The organism is Nocardiopsis sp. CNR-923, from assembly GCF_001942255.1.
Lineage (GTDB): Bacteria > Actinomycetota > Actinomycetes > Streptosporangiales > Streptosporangiaceae > Nocardiopsis.
This window is the reverse complement of record NZ_MKKC01000142.1, coordinates 70486-88527: the sequence shown is the minus strand read 5'-3', so window position 1 is coordinate 88527 and position 18042 is coordinate 70486. Positions and strand designations below refer to the sequence as shown.

Here is an 18042-nt window from a genome sequence, read left to right as displayed (position 1 = left end):
CCCCCGCGAGGGGTCGGCGCCCGCCGGTGTGCGCGCGCGGTCGGGGGCGTGTGTGGCGCACCGGTGGCGGCGCGCGCGTTGACACGGGCTGCGTGGGTTCCCGGTGTCGGCCCATGCGGTACGCCGGACGGTGGGCAGGGCCAGGCGCGGGGTTGGGGAGTGCGGCCAACGGCACCGGTCCGCAGGGCCAAGCCCGGTGCGGAACTCGTGCCTCCATGCCGGGCCTCGGGTTGGGACTCCCGGGCGGGCTGTGACAGTCTCTTCACGTCCGAGACACCCCCCGGTTCCGTTCGTTGGAAAGCCCTCGATGAGACTTCATCCCTTTGCCACCGCGTGTGCGGCGGCGCTCATGTGCGCTGTGCTCGCCTCCTGCGCGAGCGACGAGGAACCTGCCCAGGACGCCCTTGAACCCCCCGTCGGCGCGGCCGCCGACCAGGACGCCAGCGGATCCGCGTCCGGATCGTCCGCGTCCGACGACGCGGACGAGTCCAGTTCACCGCGGGAGACCGGGGAAGCGGAGCCGGTCCGCACCGCCGTGGGCTGGGCCGCCCAGCCGTTGGCCGCGGGTGGAGACGGGATACCCGGTGTCACCGGGGGAGCCGAGGGGGAGACGGTCACCGCCTCCGGCGCTGACGAACTGGCCGATCTCCTGACGGCCGAGGAACCCCTGACCATCGAGGTGACCGGGGAGATCGACCTGGGCGGATCTATGGAGGTCGGTTCGGACAAGACACTCGTGGGCGTGGGCGCAGGCGCCGTGCTGACCGGCGGTCGACTGGTCGTCGACGGGTCCGCCAACGTCGTCCTGGCCAATCTGGAGATGACCGTCGAGGGGGCCGCGGTGACCGTTCGGGGCGGGGCTCGGCACGTGTGGGTGGACCACTGCACCTTCACGGACGGCGGTGGGGACGCGCTGGTGTCGGTCACCGAAGGGGCCGACCGCGTCACGCTGTCCTGGAACCATTTCCGCGACGCGGAGGCGGCCGTGGACATCGGGGGCGAGGACGATGAGACGGGGGCGCTCCGCGTCACGCTGCACCACAACTTCTTCGACGGAACCTCCGCCCGAAACCCGAGCGCTCGCAACGCCGAACACGTGCACGTGTTCAACAACTACTTCCGTGACAACGGTGAGTACGGGGTGACCTCGCTCCTCGACGCCAACGTCCTGGTGGAGGGCAACTACTTCGAGGGCACGACCCTTTCGGCGTCGAGTGGGGAGGAGGAGCCCGGCAACCTGGTCACCAGGGACAACCTGCTCGTCGACTCCGAACAGCCCGAGCTGCGCGGCCAGGTGCCGGATCCGCCCTACACGTATGAGCCGGACGACACCGTCACCATCCCCGACCTGGTCATCGAGGGCGCGGGCGTCGACTGACGCGACTGAGCGCGTGCGTGGTCCGGTCCGCCCTGGTGCCGGCGCCGATCGAACGTCCGGTGCCCGGTGGGCCGTGCTGGGCGGCTCGGTCCGGTATTGCGTCGGGGGCGTGGACGGGACGAGGGGGATCAGTCGCCGACGTGCAGCGTGTCCTGGCGCCGAGCTGGCACCGGGCCCAGTTGTCCGTCGAACGGCTGTGACGCACCGCCGATGGACGCCGCGACCCGTGGCACTGGCGGGGAGTGTCAGCCGAACGAGTGGAACTCGTGGGTCTCACCGATCCCGTCACGTGACCGCAGGACGAGTCTTCGCGGGTACCCCAGCTCGTCGATCCACAGTCGGAACTCCGTGCCCGTCACCGAGGTGAGCGTGTTGTCGCCCGTCGCGGTGTCATAGCCGCCCCGCAGGGAGGTGAAGGTTCCGGTGTACAGGTACGCGTCGTGGGCGACCGACTCCTCCGCGCCGCTCAGCTCCACCCGATCCCGTTCGACGAACATCAGGTCGGTGGAGGTGGACAGTACCGCGCGCAGGTGAGCGGTGGCGAAATCGTTGGAGCACAGGTACCGGTCGGCCTCTTCGGGCGGGTCCAGCACGACCAGTCCGGGCACTCCGACGTCGGCGGTCATCACCAGCTGGTCGGCGCTCATCTGGTAGCGGTCGACCCGCGCTCCGTCGGGGGTGCGAAAGACGTGCTCGAACTTCGGGTTCTTCCTGGCGTCGAAGACACGTGCCCTTCACCCAGAGGGGACCGGGCCACATCGGCGTCGGGAACCGAGCCGGGGCCACCCGCGTCGTACGGCCCCGCGGCATCCCCGTCACCGGGCTCCCCGACGCCGTCCGACTCCCGGGCGCCGAACCCTCCTGGCCGGCCGGTTCGCCCGGGTGCGTCCCCCCGTCGCCTGACCGATCCGCGTTCTGGATCTCGTACACGGAGAAGGTGATCCGGAACGTGGACGCGTTCTCCACGAGATCCGCGGACACGCCGACGAAGGCACTGGCGTTTTCGGGGTCCACGCCCTCGACGGACGGCGCCGACGCGACGGTGATGGGCCCCGTCCCGTCGGCGAGGTCGCGGGAACGCGATCCGTCGCCCACCGCGAGCTTGGTGACCACCCAACCGGTCGCCACCACCACGAGGCAGACCAGGACCACGGCCAGGGACACCCACCAGTTCGGGCGCGCCCCGGCCAGGGGCGGTTCCTGTTCCGGAACGTCCTCGACTGGTGAGGTGTCCGGTATCGACATCGACACGGGCTCGGCCTCGTTTCTGCGGTTCGGTGAACGGCCGGTGCGGCCGCGGGGGTTGCTGCGGACCGTCGTCGCCTGACGCCGGGGTCGTGCGTACGTGCTGTTCGATGGGGTGACTCGTTGTTCTGTTCGATGGTGGCACGGATGGGAGGGCTGCCCGCTGCCACGAAACGAAACGTTCCGCGACCGGTTCGTGCTCTGGGTAGGCGGTCGAGAACACCGAAGATACGGGTCTGGAACGACTCTCGTGGCGTTTCCGCACACGTGCATGCCTCCGTTCCTGCCCGGGACCGGCACTGGGCCTGCCCCGCTCCGGTGGTCGATCGCCCTCGGCGCCGCGGGACTGGCCGCTTGCGGCCGCGTCTCGGTCGGGCCTTTCGGCCAGCCGTGCTCGGGGTTGGTGCCCAACCGTGCCGCGCGCCCCGTGCTCGGGCCCGTCACCGGACGCGCGAGACGCACGATCACCTGGCCGCGCGCGGGCTCCGTGAACCCACCCGTCTTCTCGCTGTGCGCGCGCCGCACGGTTCACCCTCCCCCGAACAGAGGCGGGGACCTTCGCCCGTACCGCCGGATGGTCCGCTGAACGTGATGTCTCTGTTCCTCCGTGCAACGCCAGCCGCGCGCGGCGAGTTCTCCCGCGATCCGCAAGAGCAGGCCGTCCGGACTCCGACGCAGGTCGTGGGCGCGGACCGAGAGCACCCGCCAGCCCTGGTCGCGCATCACCGCGTGCCGCCACTCGTCCCGGAGCAGCGCGGTTCGGACGGAGTGGTGTTCGGCGCTGTCGTACTCCAGCGCCACCCGGTACTCGGGCCAGCCCAGGTCGGCGCGGAACGTCCCCTCGGTGGTCGGAACCGGGCACTGCGGGGTGGCGGCGGGCAGCCGGGCCAGGTCCAGGAGGACCCGGAGGAAGGTCTCTGCGGGGGACTGGCTGTGTGCCGAACACAGCCGCGACGCCGACAGCAGGCGGTCGTGATGGACCCGGGGTCTGGGACGGTGCGCGGCCTCGCGCAGCTCGGCTCGGCCCACCAGACCTCTCCCCAGGAAGGCGTCCAGCCGCGCCGTGGCCACGAACAGCGAGGGCGCGCGGGCAGCGACGTCGCAGGCGGTTCGGGCCGGCGTGGTGACCCGGACGCCCTCCACCAGGTCGCGGTCCCCCTCCGGGACCGGTTCGCGGTGGGGGATGACCGCGTGGCGCCCGACGCCCGCGACGCCCCGGGGCACGGCCACGTGCAGGCGGGTCCCGGTGACCCTGGCCCCGCGCGGAACAAGGTCGACCCCCCACACGTAGGCGGCCGTGACGTCGCACGTCACGCGTCCGCGGAGATCAGCGCCAGGACGGGGCGCAGGGTGCGCAGCAGGAGGGAACGGTCGGGGAGCGGCTCGTCACGTTGTGTCATACCTCCAGGTTCGGGGGTGAGGCCGTGGCGGACAAGGCCCGATCCGAACCTGTGGACGACCGGACGTCAGAGCATGCGCCCCGGACCCGCCGCCAGGTGGATGTGGTCGACGTGGTCCTGGGTGTTGTTTCCCGAGTCCTGGTGGAACCGCCTGACCTGCTCCCACGGTCCCACCGCGTCCCGGGAGGCGTTCCAGATGTGGTGGTCGTAGATGAGCCCCTTGACTCCGAGGGCCTGCGCGTTCTGGATGACCCAGTTGATCACCGTGATCGCCGTGGCGTGCATCTCGGGTGTGGGCGTCGAGCCGAGCCCGGACATCATGTAGTCGACCGCCATCCCCTGGCCGTGGTCGCTGCCGGGTTCGTTGCGCCTGCCCCCCGCCGTCAGGTAGAAGCCGCCGAACTCCTCCTGGAGCGTCTCGTGCACGGCGCACATGGTCGGATGCAGCTGACCCAACGAGGGGCAGTCCACGATGGCTCCTCCGGAGTAGGCGATGGTGGGGTCGAACCTGAACTGGCCCTCCCGGTCGACGAGGTGGACGTCGATCAGCGCCCGGGCCTGGTCGACGTCGCCGGGGGAGTTCCCGCCGCACGAGACCCTTCCGTCGACCCGGGAACACTCGTACGGCGGCTCGACGATCGCGATCGCCGCTGCGTTGCCCACGGTCGTCTCGGACTCCTCCTCCGAACCGTCGCACACCACGTCGTTCCACGCCCTGGAACCGTCCTCCTCCAACTCCCGTTGGCACAGGGCGCCGCGCACCTCCACCCGGATGATGTTGCCGCTGCGCCCCATGGAGTTGTCGCTGGCGCGGATGTCGGTGAGCACCGCCCCGTTGGCACGCGCGTACTCGTCGGCGCGTGCCTCGGCGATCTCCTCGTCGAACCACGGCATCGGGTACTCGCCCGCCAGGAGGTCCTCGGCCGCGCTGTCCTGGAGCGCGCTGGCGGCCGCGAGCGCCGCCGCGTCCGCGGCGGTCTGGGTCTGGGAGCGCGAGTCGTTGGCCGCGCCGACCCGCACGAACAGCAGAGTCAGCGCGAGCAGGGCCAGGGTGAGGCCGAAGATGAGCAGGACGTTGGCCTGACCGCGGTCATCGCGGCCCTGGAGGTGGCGGGAGCGTCGCACGGGGGGAGCCGCGCTCGCGGAGGTCCGTCGCAGTCGCATGACTGATTTCCGTGGGGGAGGGGTCCCGCACCGCGGGCGCGGTGAGACCGGGGCGGTTCGGTCGCGGAGGCGTCCCGGGGTAGGGCGAACCTCCCGCGTAGCTTATCCGTCCCTGTCAGTGATCGGTAGGGTCTGTGGACGGCCGTGCCCCGGCCCGCTCGGGCCGGGCGGAGGAGCGCGCACGAGGGTCCGCCCGCTCCGAGCGGTGACCCGGGTGCGAGCGGACTGCCTCAGGAACGGCTGATCAGCGCAGACGGCGGTCGATCGCCTCCATCACGTGCACGTCGGCCACGGTGACAATGAGATCTCCGCCGCCCTGGGGCCCCACGGTCACCGACCTGATGAACGGCCCGCGGCGCCAGCGGCGCACGGTTCGCTGCGGAATCGACCGCGCCCCCACGCGTCCCAGCCCACCCGACGGTCCCATCAACAGCCTGAGCTGCCAGACGGCCCGTAGCCCCGAGACCGCACCGTACTCGGCGCGGTCCAACAACGGCAGGCTCCCGACGAGCCTGCCCCCGGAGGAGGCCGCCGTCTCGTGCAGGGGGAACCGCTGGCCCGCGTCGGTGCCGCGCACGACCTCCACCGCGCACTCCATGCCCTCGGGCGGCGCCGTGTCCAGACGGACGTCGAACCGCAGCAGCTCCCGGCGCCGGCCCGCGGGGCGCACCCGGACCTCGTCCACGCCCAGGGCCGGTGCGGCGGGCGACGTGCGCAGCCCCAACCGGTCGTTGACCGTGTAGTAGGGGCGCACCCGCGAGCCGTACCCGCGACGGGCCGCCACGTGGTGCGCGGGGTACTGGATGATCCCCCGGTAGCCCGCCACCCCCGTCAGGTGGCGCCCCACCGTGTGCTCGGACCCGTCCGACAGCACCAGGCGCAGCTCCCACGTCTCCGGCTCGCCGTGCCGCCCGCGTACCACCGTCTCCGGGTCGATGACACCGGTGAAGCGCCCGTCGGCCGCCACCGGGGCCGAGAACTCCCGAAGGATCCTGGGCGCCGCCCGGTTGCGCACCGCGAGCCGGGCGCGGGCGTCGGCGCCCCGGCGTCCGACGACCCTTCCCTGCACGGTGATCAGCTCGTCTGCGACCTCCACGTGCTCGACCTCGGCGTGCCGTGCCGCCCGTCGCACGTGGAGGACGAGCCGCCCCTTCGACGACCGGTCGGGGAGCACCAGGCACAGGCGCTCCACGTCACCGGCGGACAGCGGGTACCCGTCCTGGCGGATCTCCAGGTCGAGGAGGGGAGCTTCCTTCCCGCCGTCCACGCGGATCACGTCCCAGGTGCGCGCCGCCAGACGGTCGGCGTCGGCGTCCACCACGACGTTCCCGTCCTCGTCCGGGGCCAGCGTCACACGTTCGCCAGGCCGCTCCAACACCAGCCGCTCCGGCGGGTGCGTGAAGGACAGCACCGCGCGCCCGTCCGCCGCGGACGCCCGCACAAGGCACGCGGCTGGGGGCTCGGGTCGGGGGGAGGGCACCAGGGACGCGGCGGGCAGCCGTTCCCCGGACAGGCGGGCGAACAGGCGCTCGTGCTCGCGCACCACGTTGGCCGGATCGAACCGGACCGAGTCGGCCAGCGCGGCACGGGACATCCGTTCTCGCAGCCCGTCGTCGGCCATGAGCTCCGCCAGGCCCTGCGCGATGCCCTGGACGGACCGGTTCGGCACCAGGATTCCGTCCTCACCGTGGCGGATGATGGCTGCGGGGCCGTGCGGGCAGTCGGTGCTCACGACCGGGAGCCCCGACCGCATCGCCTCCACGATCGTCATCCCGAACGGCTCCTCGCTGGAGGTCGCCGCGGCGAACGCCCCCTGTGCCCACGCCTCCTCGACCCTCGGGTGCGGTCCCATCAGCCACACGCGGTCCTGCAGGCCCAGCGAACCCACGAGCTGGGCCAGGGTGTCGCGCAGACCGCCGCGCCCGTAGATGCGCAGTGTCCAGCCGGGGTGATCGTCGCAGACCATGGAGAAGGCCTGCACCAGCAGGTCGTGGCGTTTGCTGGGAGCCAGTCGGCCCGCGGCGACGATCGTGCGCGAGTCGTGGCCGTCGGCGGTGAAGTGCGGGGCGGGCACGGCATTGGGGATGGACAGGACCTCGACCCCGGGCAGCGGCATGCGGACGCCGTAGGTGCGCGCGTCGGCCTCGGTGACGGTCACGAAGGCGTCCAGGTTCGGGTACTCAAGCTCCATGACCCGTCGCAGCGGAAGCGAGTGCTGTTCGTAGGTCAGGTGCTCCTGGCCGACCTTGGCCACGTGGGACGGGGCCGCGCGGGCGATCGCGACGTTGAGACCGGGGCGGGTGCCCACCACGACGTCGGCGTCGGTGGTGGCGAGGAACTCTTCGAGCCGGTCGTCGGTGAGCCGGCTGTGGGCGGCTCCGCGGGCGTCCTCCGGGGGGAACAGCAGCGGGGGCAGACCGGCCCTCTCCGACCCCTCGTACAGCGGACGTCCGCCGACCCCCGTGGCGCCGGAGTGCTGGCGCACGTCGACGAGGGGCCGCAGACGCACCTGGGCGGGGACGGGCAGGACGGGTTCGGCGCGGTGCCTGAACACCGAGACGATCTCGACCTCGTGCCGCACGGACAGCGTCGCGGCCTGGTTGGCGACCGTGCGGACGGTGCCACCGATGCCGTACATGTCGTTGATCAGATAGGCGATCTTCACCGCTTCCCCCGAGATCTCCGTGCCCCCACCGCTCTCCGCCGTCGCGGTTTCGGGCACTTCCTTGGACGCGTAAACAGGACCCGGCCGCGGCTGACGGGCGGGTGAAAGATCAGGTTATGGGGGTATTTGTGACGAATTAAGTGTTTTCTGTAGACGTGCCGAAAGGTTTGCCGAGCACTGGCGGCCCTTTGCGGCCCATTCACACCGCTCTCACCCAGACGGCGGGTGCGGTCGAGAGGAGGACGCGAGGGCAGGCGCGCGGCCCGGCGGCCGTCAGTACGAGCCGGTGCCCTCCCAGTAGCTCCACGCGTTGCAGGGGGTCTCGTGGTACCGGTCGATGTAGGCGATGCCCCACGCGATCTGTGCGGACGCGCTCTCAGTGAACTCCGGCGGCATCGCACCGTGCTGGCCGGCGAGGAACCCGGGGATGCCGACGCGCCGGTGTCGGGGTGGACGAGCGTGTGGTCCCAACCGGAGACGTTGGACACAGGTTGTCCAGGCAGTCCCACTCCTGGCCGGTCCACCCCTGGTTCTCCGCCTGGCTCAGACCGATCGCCTGATTGTCGATGGAGTTGGAGGAGTCGCCGGTCCACTCGTACTGGCCGGGCTCCTGCGGACGTTGGTCCTCCACCCAGGTCTCGTCACCGCAGCCGGGCCCTTCGACCAGGCACACCATCTGCCGGACGGCCTCGTTGAAGGTCCGGCTCAGCTCCAGTTGGTAGACGGCGAGGACGATCGCCGCGACCAGGAGGGTGACCGCCGCGAGCTCCACGAACGCGGCTCCCCGATCGCCGCCGGGCCCGTGTGGCGGGCGCGCAGCGCCGAAGAGGGCACGCAGACGGCTCCGCACGCGCGGTGGGCCGTTGCGGTCATCGGACCGCCGGGGCGGTCCGGTGGGGGTGGGCCGCCGGGTGTCCCCGAGCGCGGGGCCGAGGGGAGTGGGCAACGCCGTCTCCAGTCGTGGGGTGGGGCCGTGGGGAAGGGGTTCAGGAGATGGGGATGTCCTCGATCGGATCGAAGTTCGGGATCTCCACCGTCACGCTGTCGAGGTCGGTGGGAACCGAGAAGAGAGACCAGTAGGCGACCTGTTCACCCGGGTTCAGTATTTGGACAAGGTCGTTCGATGTGCTTCCGGAGCACAGGCAAGCGCCCTCGCCGTCCATGACCGGATGGTATCTGGTGCCGGTTTCCGGGCTCGTCGCGGTGACGCCGGCGAAATTCTGTCCAGCGTATGTGTAGGATCGGTCGCGCAGCCACAGAAGTGATGCTTGACTGCTTCCAGAGTTCTCGATGCTCCAGATCACGGACAGCAGATTTCCTGCTTCATTTCGATCTGCCTGATGAATTTCTGCGAGCAGTGAAGCGGATGCATTGGAATTTCCAGTCCCCATTCCCAGGGAATCTAGACTATCGGAAACCAGGATCGTGCTCGCGCCTGCTCCAGCGGATGTCATGAAGGGTAGGAGTGTCGAAATTCCGAAAAGTCCGAGGCATCGAAAAATTGACTTCACTGTGCGCCCCTACTTTTCGAAAGTAACGCTGACTCTACGGTTTCTTTCACGGCCCTCATCGGTTTCGTTGCTGGCGATGGGGTCGCTGGACCCATGGCCCTCGATGTCAAAGGTTACTCCGTCGTTTGTGACGAGTTCACTCAAAGCGGATTCAACAGCCTCGGCGCGTTCCCGCGACAGTGGCAAGTTCACCGTTTCGTTGCCAGTGTTGTCGGCGTGTCCGTCGACACTCACGACATCGGCGTCAGCATCGTCGATCTCACGGGCTACCTGTTGCAGGATCTCCTCAGTTGTTGAGTTGAGTTCCGCACTGTTAGTCCCGAAGAGGACATCGGACGAAAGGAGAATGCTGACCTCATCGGAGCTCTCAGTTCGACCAGTCTGATCCTCCAAGTTGTCGCTGATGTTGATGATGTCGATGATTCTCGGCTCGCTGAGACCGGGATTTTCGATTCTATCGGCGGACTCGCTGATCGGTACGTCCAAGAGAGGCGGGGTCAGCGGAGTGGTGATCGTCATGGAATCCACTCCCGCTGGTGGCTGTGGGTAGATGATCCACATTTCCAAGGTCTCACCGCTGGGGATGTTCCCGCTGGTTGGAGAACAGAAACACGATCCGTCGCTCTGCTGGAAATTGAGATGGCGTTTTCTCGATTCCATGTCGAGCAAGGTGATTCCTGTCGCGGACTGTGGGTTGTCAGGATCGCCAAGGCCGCTGTTAAGGGGAAAGCTGCGTTCGGAATTATTCGTCGCGCCGAGACGAAGTCTCAGTAATTCATCTCCGACGTTTTCCAATGCGTACACGTCAAGCTGAAAATGGTGGTCGATCACAGTGGATGAGGTTGAACTACTCGCAACGACTTCTGATCTCGCATTGCCGTCTGTGGGAATTGATGGGCTGGCTGAGTTTTGGCCTGGCCATCGTTCTTCGGTGTCCTGGGTGGCCGTATCCGAACCGACCACGCAGCCAGCGGTCAGGAGCATCGTCAGAGTAATAATCAAACCCGATCGGAGGTTTGATCGAACGCGGCCGATGTGAGAACCACGAGTCACGGGCATCGGCATCTTCCCGCCTTGTTTGACGTATTTTGTCAACATCATCGTTGGGGCTGAGTCTCAGTGCGACGGAAGCAGGTCTTATCGCTTGGAATCAGGGGGTCGTCTCGGCGGGCTGGACCAGCGGGGCGTCCGGTGAACCCTGAAGGACTCCCATGATCGCTCCGCCGATTCCGTCGCTGATCCGACCGGCCAGTCCGAGCTGGTAGACCGCAGTCGCGATCGCCGCGACGAGGATGATGATGGCGGCGTACTCGACCATTCCGCCACCGCGGTCGTTCCTCCGAGGGGATGGGCAGGTTCGGGTACTGAGGACTACCCAGAGCTTCGTCAGACTGCTCATGGAGGTGGCTCCTAGGGGAGAGGGTCTTGTGCACCACGTCGGCGTGGTCTCTTGCTCGTTGGGGAACGACGGATCGCACGGGGCTACCGGGGGTTCGTGTGCGGCATGCCCACTCACCCAATCCCACTATCCGGCACATGACCGGGTGCGGGCGCGGCCCCTGGCCGGATGTGGCCACGTGCGTTCATGATTCCCCCGGTCGGTCACGGACACACACCGTCCACAGGCTGGTTGCCGCCTGGTGTCGCGCCGGGGCGCGCGTCGGGACTCGATCACGTTCCTGCCGTCCGGGGTCACGATGAGTGCTCAGCGGGTGACCATGATCGCACGCGGTCTCGTCGAGCGCCATGGGCGAAGGCGGACGACCACCCCACCTTCGCGCACGACCACGTTCCTGGTGGTGGATGTCCTGGCCGGCCCTCGTCCCCACGGCGGGTCCACTCCGGACGAGGAAGGCAAGGGGCGTGGTCGACGGTGGCGAAATCCTTCCGATGACGACGGCGGCCGTCCTCTCCGGCGGGGCGCACGCGGGTCAGCCCGCGGCGCTTGGCGGTCCTCCGGTCCTCTCCCGTCGACGCTGTCCCGTCCCTGACCGTGGACGCTTCCTCGCGGACCCACGACCTCCGCGACCTGTGTTCGTTCGCGGAGCTGTGCCAGGGGTCGTCGAGCTCGGCGGGCGACGGACGGGGAGGCGGGTTCGGGACCGGGCCGGGCGGAGGCGGGTTCGGAGGTGACGGCGGAGGCGGCGATTCGGACGGCCTCGGCGGTGGTGACGGCGGCGGAGGCGGTTGACCCGTTCCCGGGCCTGGGACCGGCCACCCGTACCGACCCGGCCGTGCGTGCCCTCCTTCGTGGTCAGACCAGGTCCACGCCGGGCCCCTCCAGGTCGAACATGTCCGCCAAGGCCTCGTACGACCGAAGCCGCGCCTTCTGGTCGTGGATCATCGTCGACACCATCAGTTCGTCCACCCCGGTGTCGGCGAGGAACCGCTCCAGTCCCGCGAGCACGGTCTCCGGTGACCCCACGAACGAGTAGCGCAGTGTCCCGTCGACGCGCTCCTTCTCGCCCGGCCGCCAGAGCGTGTCCAGGCTCTCCACCGGCGGGCGGAGCAGACCCCGGTCGCCGCGCACGATGCCGAGGAACTGCTGCTGCATCGAGGTGAACAGGCGCCGCGCCTCCGCGTCGGTGTCGGCGACGACCACGTTCACCCCCGCCATCGCGTACGGCTCGCCCGCCTGTTCGGAGGGGCGAAAGTCCGTCCGGTAGGCCCTGAGCGCTTCGTACAGGGCGTCCGGCGCGAAGTGGGAAGCGAACGCGTACGGCAGGCCGAGCTGCGCGGCGAGCTGGGCGCCGAAGAGGCTTGAGCCCAGGATCCACAGCGGCACGCGCAGCCCCTCTCCCGGTACCGCGCGGACGGGCTGGCCCGGCTCGGTCGGTTCGAAGTAGGCGCGCAGCTCCTGGACGTCGCTGGGGAAGGTGGACGAGGTGGTCCGGTCGCGGCGCAGCGCACGCATGGTACGGGGGTCGGTTCCCGGAGCTCGGCCCAGGCCGAGGTCGATCCGTCCGGGGTACAGGGACTCCAGTGTTCCGAACTGCTCGGCGATCACCAGCGGGGAGTGGTTGGGGAGCATGACCCCGCCCGCGCCGACGCGGATCGTGGACGTGCCCTCGGCGACGAACCCGAGCGCGACCGAGGTTGCCGCGCTCGCGATGGCGCGCATGTTGTGGTGCTCGGACAGCCAGAACCGCGTGTAACCCCAGGTCTCCAGATGTTGGGCGAGCTCCCGCGCGGAGCGCAGCGAGTCCCCGGGGTTGGAGCCCTCGATGATCGTGGCGTGGTCGAGCACGGACAGCGCGACTGTGGACATGGCGGCCCTCTTCCCCCGGTGAGCGAGCGGTTCCTGCGGCGGTGGCCCGTGCGGGGGACCGGGTGGTCCGAGCCCGACGGGCGTGCACATTCGATGTTCGACGAACATCGAATATCGAAGCTACACTCATTCCTGACCGCGATCCACATCCCGTCCGGCCGCCGCCGGGTCAGCACGAGGAGGTGTGCCTTGGCGCCCAGGGAGCACACGCATCCGGCCGTCGAGGACGTGGAGCTGGTCACGGTCCTGTCGGCGCTCGCGGAACCGACCCGCCTGCGGATCGTGCGCATGCTCGCGGCGATGGAGGGCGAACGGGCGTGGAAGGACATCGACCTGCCGATCGCCCAGTCGACGCTGAGCCATCACCTGAAGATCCTGCGCAACGCCGGGGTCGTCCAGAGCCGAACCGAGGGCACGCGGTGCTTCGTCTCCCTGCGCGAGGAGGAGTTGGAGGGCAGGTTTCCCGGTTTGCTGGAGTGTGTGCTCGCCTGTCGGGACGCGTGGAACGGCGGCCACCAGGCGCCGTGAGGCGTGTCAGGAGAGTCTCGGCTTCGCTGTGGAACCAAGTCCCAGCAACTGGTCGGGTTCGGGATCGCGTGCGTCAATCGCCGCTGGTGCCCGTACACGGCGTCCATACGGGGTGGGTCACCGGTACCGGCCAACCCCGTGCGTGCTCCGTGGTCGAATTCTCGCTCGTGGTGCGACTCGTCCTCCAGGACCCGGCTGAGGTCACCGAGGCGACCGTCCTCGGCGTCCTGTCGTACGTTCGGGACCCTGGCCTTTCTGGCGTTCTCGTCGTGGGCCCGGTATCTCCACGGCCCGGTGCTGTCGGGGGCGCCCGAGCGCCCGAGGCGCGGTCGCGGGGCGCGGGCGACTCACCCGTGGTCCGGGGCCGCCGGTCCGGCGGTCTCCTCCTCGCGGACGCGCACCCCGTCGGGCCCCCAGCGTCGCCGCCCGCTGACCGCCGACCCCGCGCGCACGTGCTCCTCGGACCGGATCACGCCGTTGGGATGCCAGGTGTACCGCGGACCCCGCACCGCGCCGTCGACGTAGCACGTGAAGGCGACGACCATGCCGGCGGCGTCGGTCGCGAACGCCTCGCCGGTGAACGGGACGCCCGCGACGAGCACGCCGTCGGGCCCCTCTTCCAGGTCGTCCCCGGGCACCCTGGCCGCGCCGCCGGACGAGTGGGCGCAGAACGTGTCCCGGATCAGGGAGCCCGCGTCGTCCCACTCCCGGCTGGTGGCCAGGTGGCCCTCGGGGGTGCGCACCTCCTCCAGGGAGATCCGGCCGTTCGCGTGCCACTCACGCCACAGGTTGACCACCCCGCGCTCATGGTGGCACTCGCCCTGCGCACGTGGCGTGCCGTCCGGGTACCATTCCAGCCACGGTCCGTGCTCGCGGCCGTCGCGGTAGGTGACCAGTTCCTCCAGCCGGCCGCCCGCTCCGGTGCAGATCGACTCGCCGGTGAAGGGCACGCCCTCGTACGTGATGGTGCCGTGTTCGTCCACACCCGTCTGGTCCGACGTGACCCTCCTCACGCGCGCTCCTCTCCTGGCGCCAAGGGACGGCACGGCCCCGGCGGTGGAGGGCCCGCCGCGGATCCGCCTCCGTTCGCCATTATGTGTCAGAGGGAACGGAGGCGGGGCCGATTCGCCGTGAGGTGCCCGCGGTCTGCGGAGCGCTGATCGAGATCGGCCTCATCCGCGGACGCGGCATCGGCGGGCCGGAGCACGGTCGCCGAGGTCGGATGGGCCGACCGTGCTCGGTTCGCACGCCCGGGGGACCGGCAACGAGCGGGCGGGTCCGGTCGAGCAGGACAAGCACCTGCGATCACGACGGTCCACCCGTCCTCCACCGACCCCCTCACCCGTGGTGTTCACCGACTGGGGACGTGCGCCGTGCGCGCGTAGGCCAGACGCCGCAGCAGCACCTCGGCGGGACCGCGCCTGCCGGACCGGTGCAGGCCCCCGCCAGAACCACGGTTCCGAGCCACGTTCCCACGGCCACCACCGCGGCTCCCGTGAGGTTCAGTGTCGCGCCCAGGCCCAGGCCGTAGGGCGCGAAGACCAGCGTGAACACCACGGACTGGAGCAGATAGCAGCTGAGCGAGCGCTGGCCGACAGCGGCCACGGCGGACACGACCGGGCCGCGACGTTCGCCGATCCGCCACGCGGCCAGGGCGATCACGCACGCCCACCCCAGCCCGCCCGCCCAACCTGCGGCGTCATGGGTCACCGCGAGCGTCACCGCGGTGACCGGTGACGGAGCCGGAAGCAACCGCGCGGTCACCAGGGCGTCCGGGAGTCCGACGACCACCGCGATCCCGAGCCCGACCACGGCCGTGCGCGCCAACGGGCCGAGGTGCGCGCCGGGATCCTCCAACACGCGGCGCCGCGCCGCCCACATGCCGACCAGGACCATCGGCAACGTGTCCAGCAGCATCGTGAACGGCGTGTAGAGCAGCCACTCCTGGAGCCGTTCACCGGCGGCGACCCAGAACGATTCCTGGGTCAGGGACGGGGGAGCGGCCGAGGTTCCGTCCCCGCCCGACGACAGCAGGAGCGCCAACGCCGCCGTGCCGGCGGTCGCGAGGGCGGCGGTCAGCCCCGCGGTCCACAGCAGCACCGAGTCCCTCGCCCGGAGCAGTCCGACGAAGACCAGCGCGGTCAGTCCGTACGTGCCGACGATGTCCACGGGCAGGAACAGGGCGGCGTGCGCGAAACCGATCGCCAGCAGCACCCAGCCGCGCCGACGCAGCAAAACCCGCGCCTGGACCCAGCCGCCGCCGGCGCCGCGCACCCGGGACAGGATCTGCGTCAGGCCGTACCCGAACACGAACGCGAAGAGGGGGATCGCGCGTCCGTTCACCGCCACGCCCTGCACCACCGCCACCGCCTGGTCGGCGGCCGACCGCACCAGGTCGGAGCCGGTGAGGAAGAACTGGGCGTTCGCCAACGCGATGAACAACAGCATGAAGCCGCGGGCGATGTCGGGGGCGAGCACACGGGTCGGCGCGGGTGGCGTCCGGACATCCGGAGGGGGGCGGTCCATAAGCTTTCCTTCCGCTCGAATCGTTCCTGGAGAACGCTACGGAGCGAGGCGGCGGCGTCCCATCCCGCCCGGGCGACCCTTTCCCGTAGGGCTGGCCCTACCCCTGCGTCTCCGGTAGGCTGCCCGCGGTGCCGCGTGCCCCCGATCAAGAGAAGTGGGCCGGTCGGGCGGTATGGAGGCGCCGCGAGTCCTGGGGAGCCAGCCGTGAGCAGAGCACACCGCGCGTCCAGCGTCTGAGGTCCGTCCCGTCGGCGTAGGCCACCGCCACGCCCCTGACGTCGACCCTCGCGACCGCCCCGAACCGTCACCGGCCTGCCCGGACTCCTGTCATGCCCTCCCGGCCCCGTCCGCCGCACGGGTGCTCCAGGCCGTGGACGGCCCCGCCCGCCGCCCGCGCTCGCGGCCGCCGAGGACGCCTCCGGGGATGGTCGCCCCACACCACCATCGTCGAAGGAGATTCGTATGCCACAGAACCCCCACGTCCGACCCGAACCCCACGTCAGCGATTTCAACCTTCCCGTCGTGGCGGAGTTCCGCGCCAACGGCGGCCGTGTCGGCGGCATGTTCGAGGGCGGCGACCTGCTGCTCCTGACCACCGTCGGCGCGCGCTCCGGCCGCGAGCACACCACCCCGCTGGGGTACGTACGTCTCGGTGGCCGCCTGTTCGTCGTCGGCTCGGCGGCCGGCGCCGACCGCCACCCCGACTGGTTCCACAACCTGCTCTCCCATCCGATGGTGCGCGTGGAGTTGGGCACGCGGGAGTTCGGCGCGGTCGCCGTCCCCTTGGAGGGCGGCGAACGGGACCGGGTGTTCACCGAGGTCGTCGAACGGGTCCCGGGATACGGCGATTACCAGGCGAGAACCGATCGGGTGATCCCGCTCGTCTCGCTGGAACGCCACCACGTCGGGGGCGGGGTCGCCACCCTCGCCGACAAACTCGTCGAGGTGCACACCTGGTTGCGTTCACAGCTCGACCACGTCAGGTCCGAGGCGGAGGCCTACCTGGCTGATCGGGACGCCGGGGCCGAGGGGACCGCGCCACTCGGACTCAACCTCCAGCTGCGCCAGCACTGCCTGGCCTTCTGCGAGTCCCTCAGCTTCCACCACGACGGCGAGGAGTTCATGTTCCCCCACCTGGAGAAGCAGGACCCCGACCTCGCGGGCGTGCTGGGGCGGCTGAGGGCCGAGCACCGTACGGTCAACCGTCTGCGCGGTGAACTCCAGGACCTGCTCCGCGACCTGTCCACGGCCGACCCCGTGCGGCTGCGCACCGACCTGGACCGGATGGCCGAGGAGCTGGAAGCGCACCTGGACTACGAGGAGTCCGAGCTGTTCCCGACCCTGGCGGCCATCCCGTTCCCGCCGACGGCCCCCGCCGGGGGGTGACCGCGGGGCCTGGCCCGGTGACCGCGTCCCCCGCGTCGCTTCGGGGGACGCGGTCACCCGCCCAGGATCGCGCCGAGGTTGACCTCGGTGCCCAGGAACATGGAGCCCACGACGAGGATCAGCAGGCCCGGCAGCAGCGTCACCGCGGTCACCATCGTCACCCTGGGGTTCATCCGCTGCGCCTTGCGCCGCATGTACTGCGCGTCGGCCCTGCGCATGTCCTGACTGATGTCCACCAGGGTGTCGCTGAGCGGGGCGCCCAGCTCCTCCGCCTGCTGGATCGCGGTCACGAACTTGCTCAGCGACTCGTTGCGGTTGCGTTTGCGCAGGGCCTCGAACGCCTCCCGGCGAGAGGTTCCCAGCTCCATCTGCTGGAGCGCCAGCGAGAACTCCTCGGACAGCACACCCGGCATCGACTCGGCGACCCGCGCCAACGCCGCCCGGAAGGACATCCCCGCGCTCACCGTCACCGCGAGCACGTCCAGGAAGTCCGGCAACTGGGACTGCACACGGTCCGAGCGTTCCTGCCCCTCCAGGTACAGGTTGAGGTCGGTCAGCCCGGCGAACGCGGCCACGATCACCGCCATCAGCGCGTTGCCCGACAGCAGCATGAGCACGCCGACTCCCCCGTACAGCGCCACCTCGCCGATCTTGCGCCGGACGTAGCGTTGCACCGTGAGGCCCTCGGGACGGCCCGCCGCGTCGATCCGCTCGTTGATCGCCGCGCGTCGCCGCTCGCCCAGCCAGATCAGCACCGACCGGGCGAACGGCCGTCCGATCGCTCGGTGATCCGGTGCAGGACGAACGTCCGGTCCGACCGGGTGCGCGGTGGCAGCGCGGCGGGGTCGTCCACCCGGACCCGGGTGTGGGACAACGTGAGGTAGGCGCCGTAGCAGGCCGTCAGCACCACGAGCGTCGACACCAGCGCCGCGGCGAAGGGCACCAGGGAGTACACGCCACTCATCGGACAC

General features: G+C 70.2%; 16 protein-coding genes and 1 pseudogene. 4 read left to right on the top strand and 13 right to left on the bottom strand.

What is annotated here, in order from left to right; genetic code table 11:
* Window positions 1-307: 307 nt before the first annotated feature.
* Window positions 308-1378: a polysaccharide lyase family 1 protein gene (locus BJF83_RS24410; protein WP_075928160.1), complete on the top strand. Its 1071-nt coding sequence runs from the start codon at window positions 308-310 to the stop codon at window positions 1376-1378.
* Between the two features lie 245 nt (window positions 1379-1623).
* Here the strand turns inward: BJF83_RS24410 and BJF83_RS24405 are convergent, their stop codons facing one another.
* Entirely contained in the window at window positions 1624-2025 is a 402-nt protein-coding gene (locus BJF83_RS24405; RefSeq protein WP_075928159.1) for a hypothetical protein, read from the bottom strand.
* A gap of 458 nt (window positions 2026-2483) precedes the next feature.
* Between BJF83_RS24405 and BJF83_RS27720 the strand changes: the two genes are divergently transcribed.
* Window positions 2484-2705 (top strand): hypothetical protein, encoded by a 222-nt coding sequence (locus BJF83_RS27720; protein WP_158070453.1) that lies wholly within the window; start codon window positions 2484-2486, stop codon window positions 2703-2705.
* A 446-nt stretch (window positions 2706-3151) separates the two neighbouring features.
* Here BJF83_RS27720 and BJF83_RS24395 read toward each other — a convergent pair whose 3' ends face one another.
* The 9 genes from BJF83_RS24395 to BJF83_RS24355 form a co-directional block, all read right to left on the bottom strand.
* Complete coding sequence (locus BJF83_RS24395) at window positions 3152-3937, bottom strand: endonuclease domain-containing protein (RefSeq protein ID WP_262391850.1); 786 nt, start codon at window positions 3935-3937, stop codon at window positions 3152-3154.
* Window positions 3938-4089: 152 nt separating this feature from the next.
* Window positions 4090-5187, bottom strand: a complete 1098-nt coding sequence (locus tag BJF83_RS24390) for a pilus assembly protein TadG-related protein (protein WP_075928157.1) — start codon at window positions 5185-5187, stop codon at window positions 4090-4092.
* 244 nt (window positions 5188-5431) lie between these two features.
* The gene (locus BJF83_RS24385; protein WP_075928201.1) at window positions 5432-7852 is read right to left on the bottom strand and encodes a glycosyltransferase family 4 protein; all 2421 of its coding nucleotides are present in this window, start codon (window positions 7850-7852) and stop codon (window positions 5432-5434) included.
* Window positions 7853-8125: 273 nt separating this feature from the next.
* Complete coding sequence (locus BJF83_RS30065) at window positions 8126-8248, bottom strand: hypothetical protein (RefSeq protein ID WP_262391849.1); 123 nt, start codon at window positions 8246-8248, stop codon at window positions 8126-8128.
* Complete coding sequence (locus BJF83_RS30060; protein ID WP_262391848.1) at window positions 8229-8624, bottom strand: hypothetical protein; 396 nt, start codon at window positions 8622-8624, stop codon at window positions 8229-8231. The genes BJF83_RS30065 and BJF83_RS30060 overlap by 20 nt, the downstream gene beginning before the upstream one ends.
* Before the next feature lie 214 nt (window positions 8625-8838).
* Window positions 8839-9306 carry a hypothetical protein gene (locus BJF83_RS30055; protein WP_262391847.1) on the bottom strand — a complete coding sequence of 156 codons (468 nt, stop codon included), beginning with the start codon at window positions 9304-9306 and terminating at the stop codon, window positions 8839-8841.
* A 66-nt stretch (window positions 9307-9372) separates the two neighbouring features.
* Complete coding sequence (locus BJF83_RS28050) at window positions 9373-10347, bottom strand: OmpA family protein (protein ID WP_187347212.1); 975 nt, start codon at window positions 10345-10347, stop codon at window positions 9373-9375.
* Window positions 10348-10513: 166 nt separating this feature from the next.
* Complete coding sequence (locus BJF83_RS27190; protein WP_158070452.1) at window positions 10514-10681, bottom strand: hypothetical protein; 168 nt, start codon at window positions 10679-10681, stop codon at window positions 10514-10516.
* Between the two features lie 936 nt (window positions 10682-11617).
* Entirely contained in the window at window positions 11618-12631 is a 1014-nt protein-coding gene (locus BJF83_RS24355) for an LLM class flavin-dependent oxidoreductase (RefSeq protein WP_075928154.1), read from the bottom strand.
* Between the two features lie 189 nt (window positions 12632-12820).
* Here BJF83_RS24355 and BJF83_RS24350 point away from each other — a divergent pair, with 189 nt between their 5' ends.
* Window positions 12821-13159, top strand: coding sequence for a helix-turn-helix transcriptional regulator (locus BJF83_RS24350; RefSeq protein WP_075928153.1), 339 nt, complete (start codon window positions 12821-12823; stop codon window positions 13157-13159).
* Window positions 13160-13506: 347 nt separating this feature from the next.
* Here the strand turns inward: BJF83_RS24350 and BJF83_RS24345 are convergent, their stop codons facing one another.
* Window positions 13507-14172 carry a toxin-antitoxin system YwqK family antitoxin gene (locus BJF83_RS24345; RefSeq protein ID WP_143832073.1) on the bottom strand — a complete coding sequence of 222 codons (666 nt, stop codon included), beginning with the start codon at window positions 14170-14172 and terminating at the stop codon, window positions 13507-13509.
* 325 nt (window positions 14173-14497) lie between these two features.
* On the bottom strand, window positions 14498-15685 hold the full coding sequence (locus BJF83_RS24340) for a DUF418 domain-containing protein (RefSeq protein ID WP_262391846.1): 1188 nt from the start codon (window positions 15683-15685) through the stop codon (window positions 14498-14500).
* 462 nt (window positions 15686-16147) lie between these two features.
* Between BJF83_RS24340 and BJF83_RS24335 the strand changes: the two genes are divergently transcribed.
* Window positions 16148-17071 carry a nitroreductase/quinone reductase family protein gene (locus tag BJF83_RS24335; RefSeq protein ID WP_075928151.1) on the top strand — a complete coding sequence of 308 codons (924 nt, stop codon included), beginning with the start codon at window positions 16148-16150 and terminating at the stop codon, window positions 17069-17071.
* A gap of 53 nt (window positions 17072-17124) precedes the next feature.
* On the opposite strand, the pseudogene BJF83_RS24330 reads toward BJF83_RS24335, so the two are convergent.
* A pseudogene (locus BJF83_RS24330) lies at window positions 17125-18035 on the bottom strand (type II secretion system F family protein).
* Between the last annotated feature and the right edge of the window lie 7 nt (window positions 18036-18042).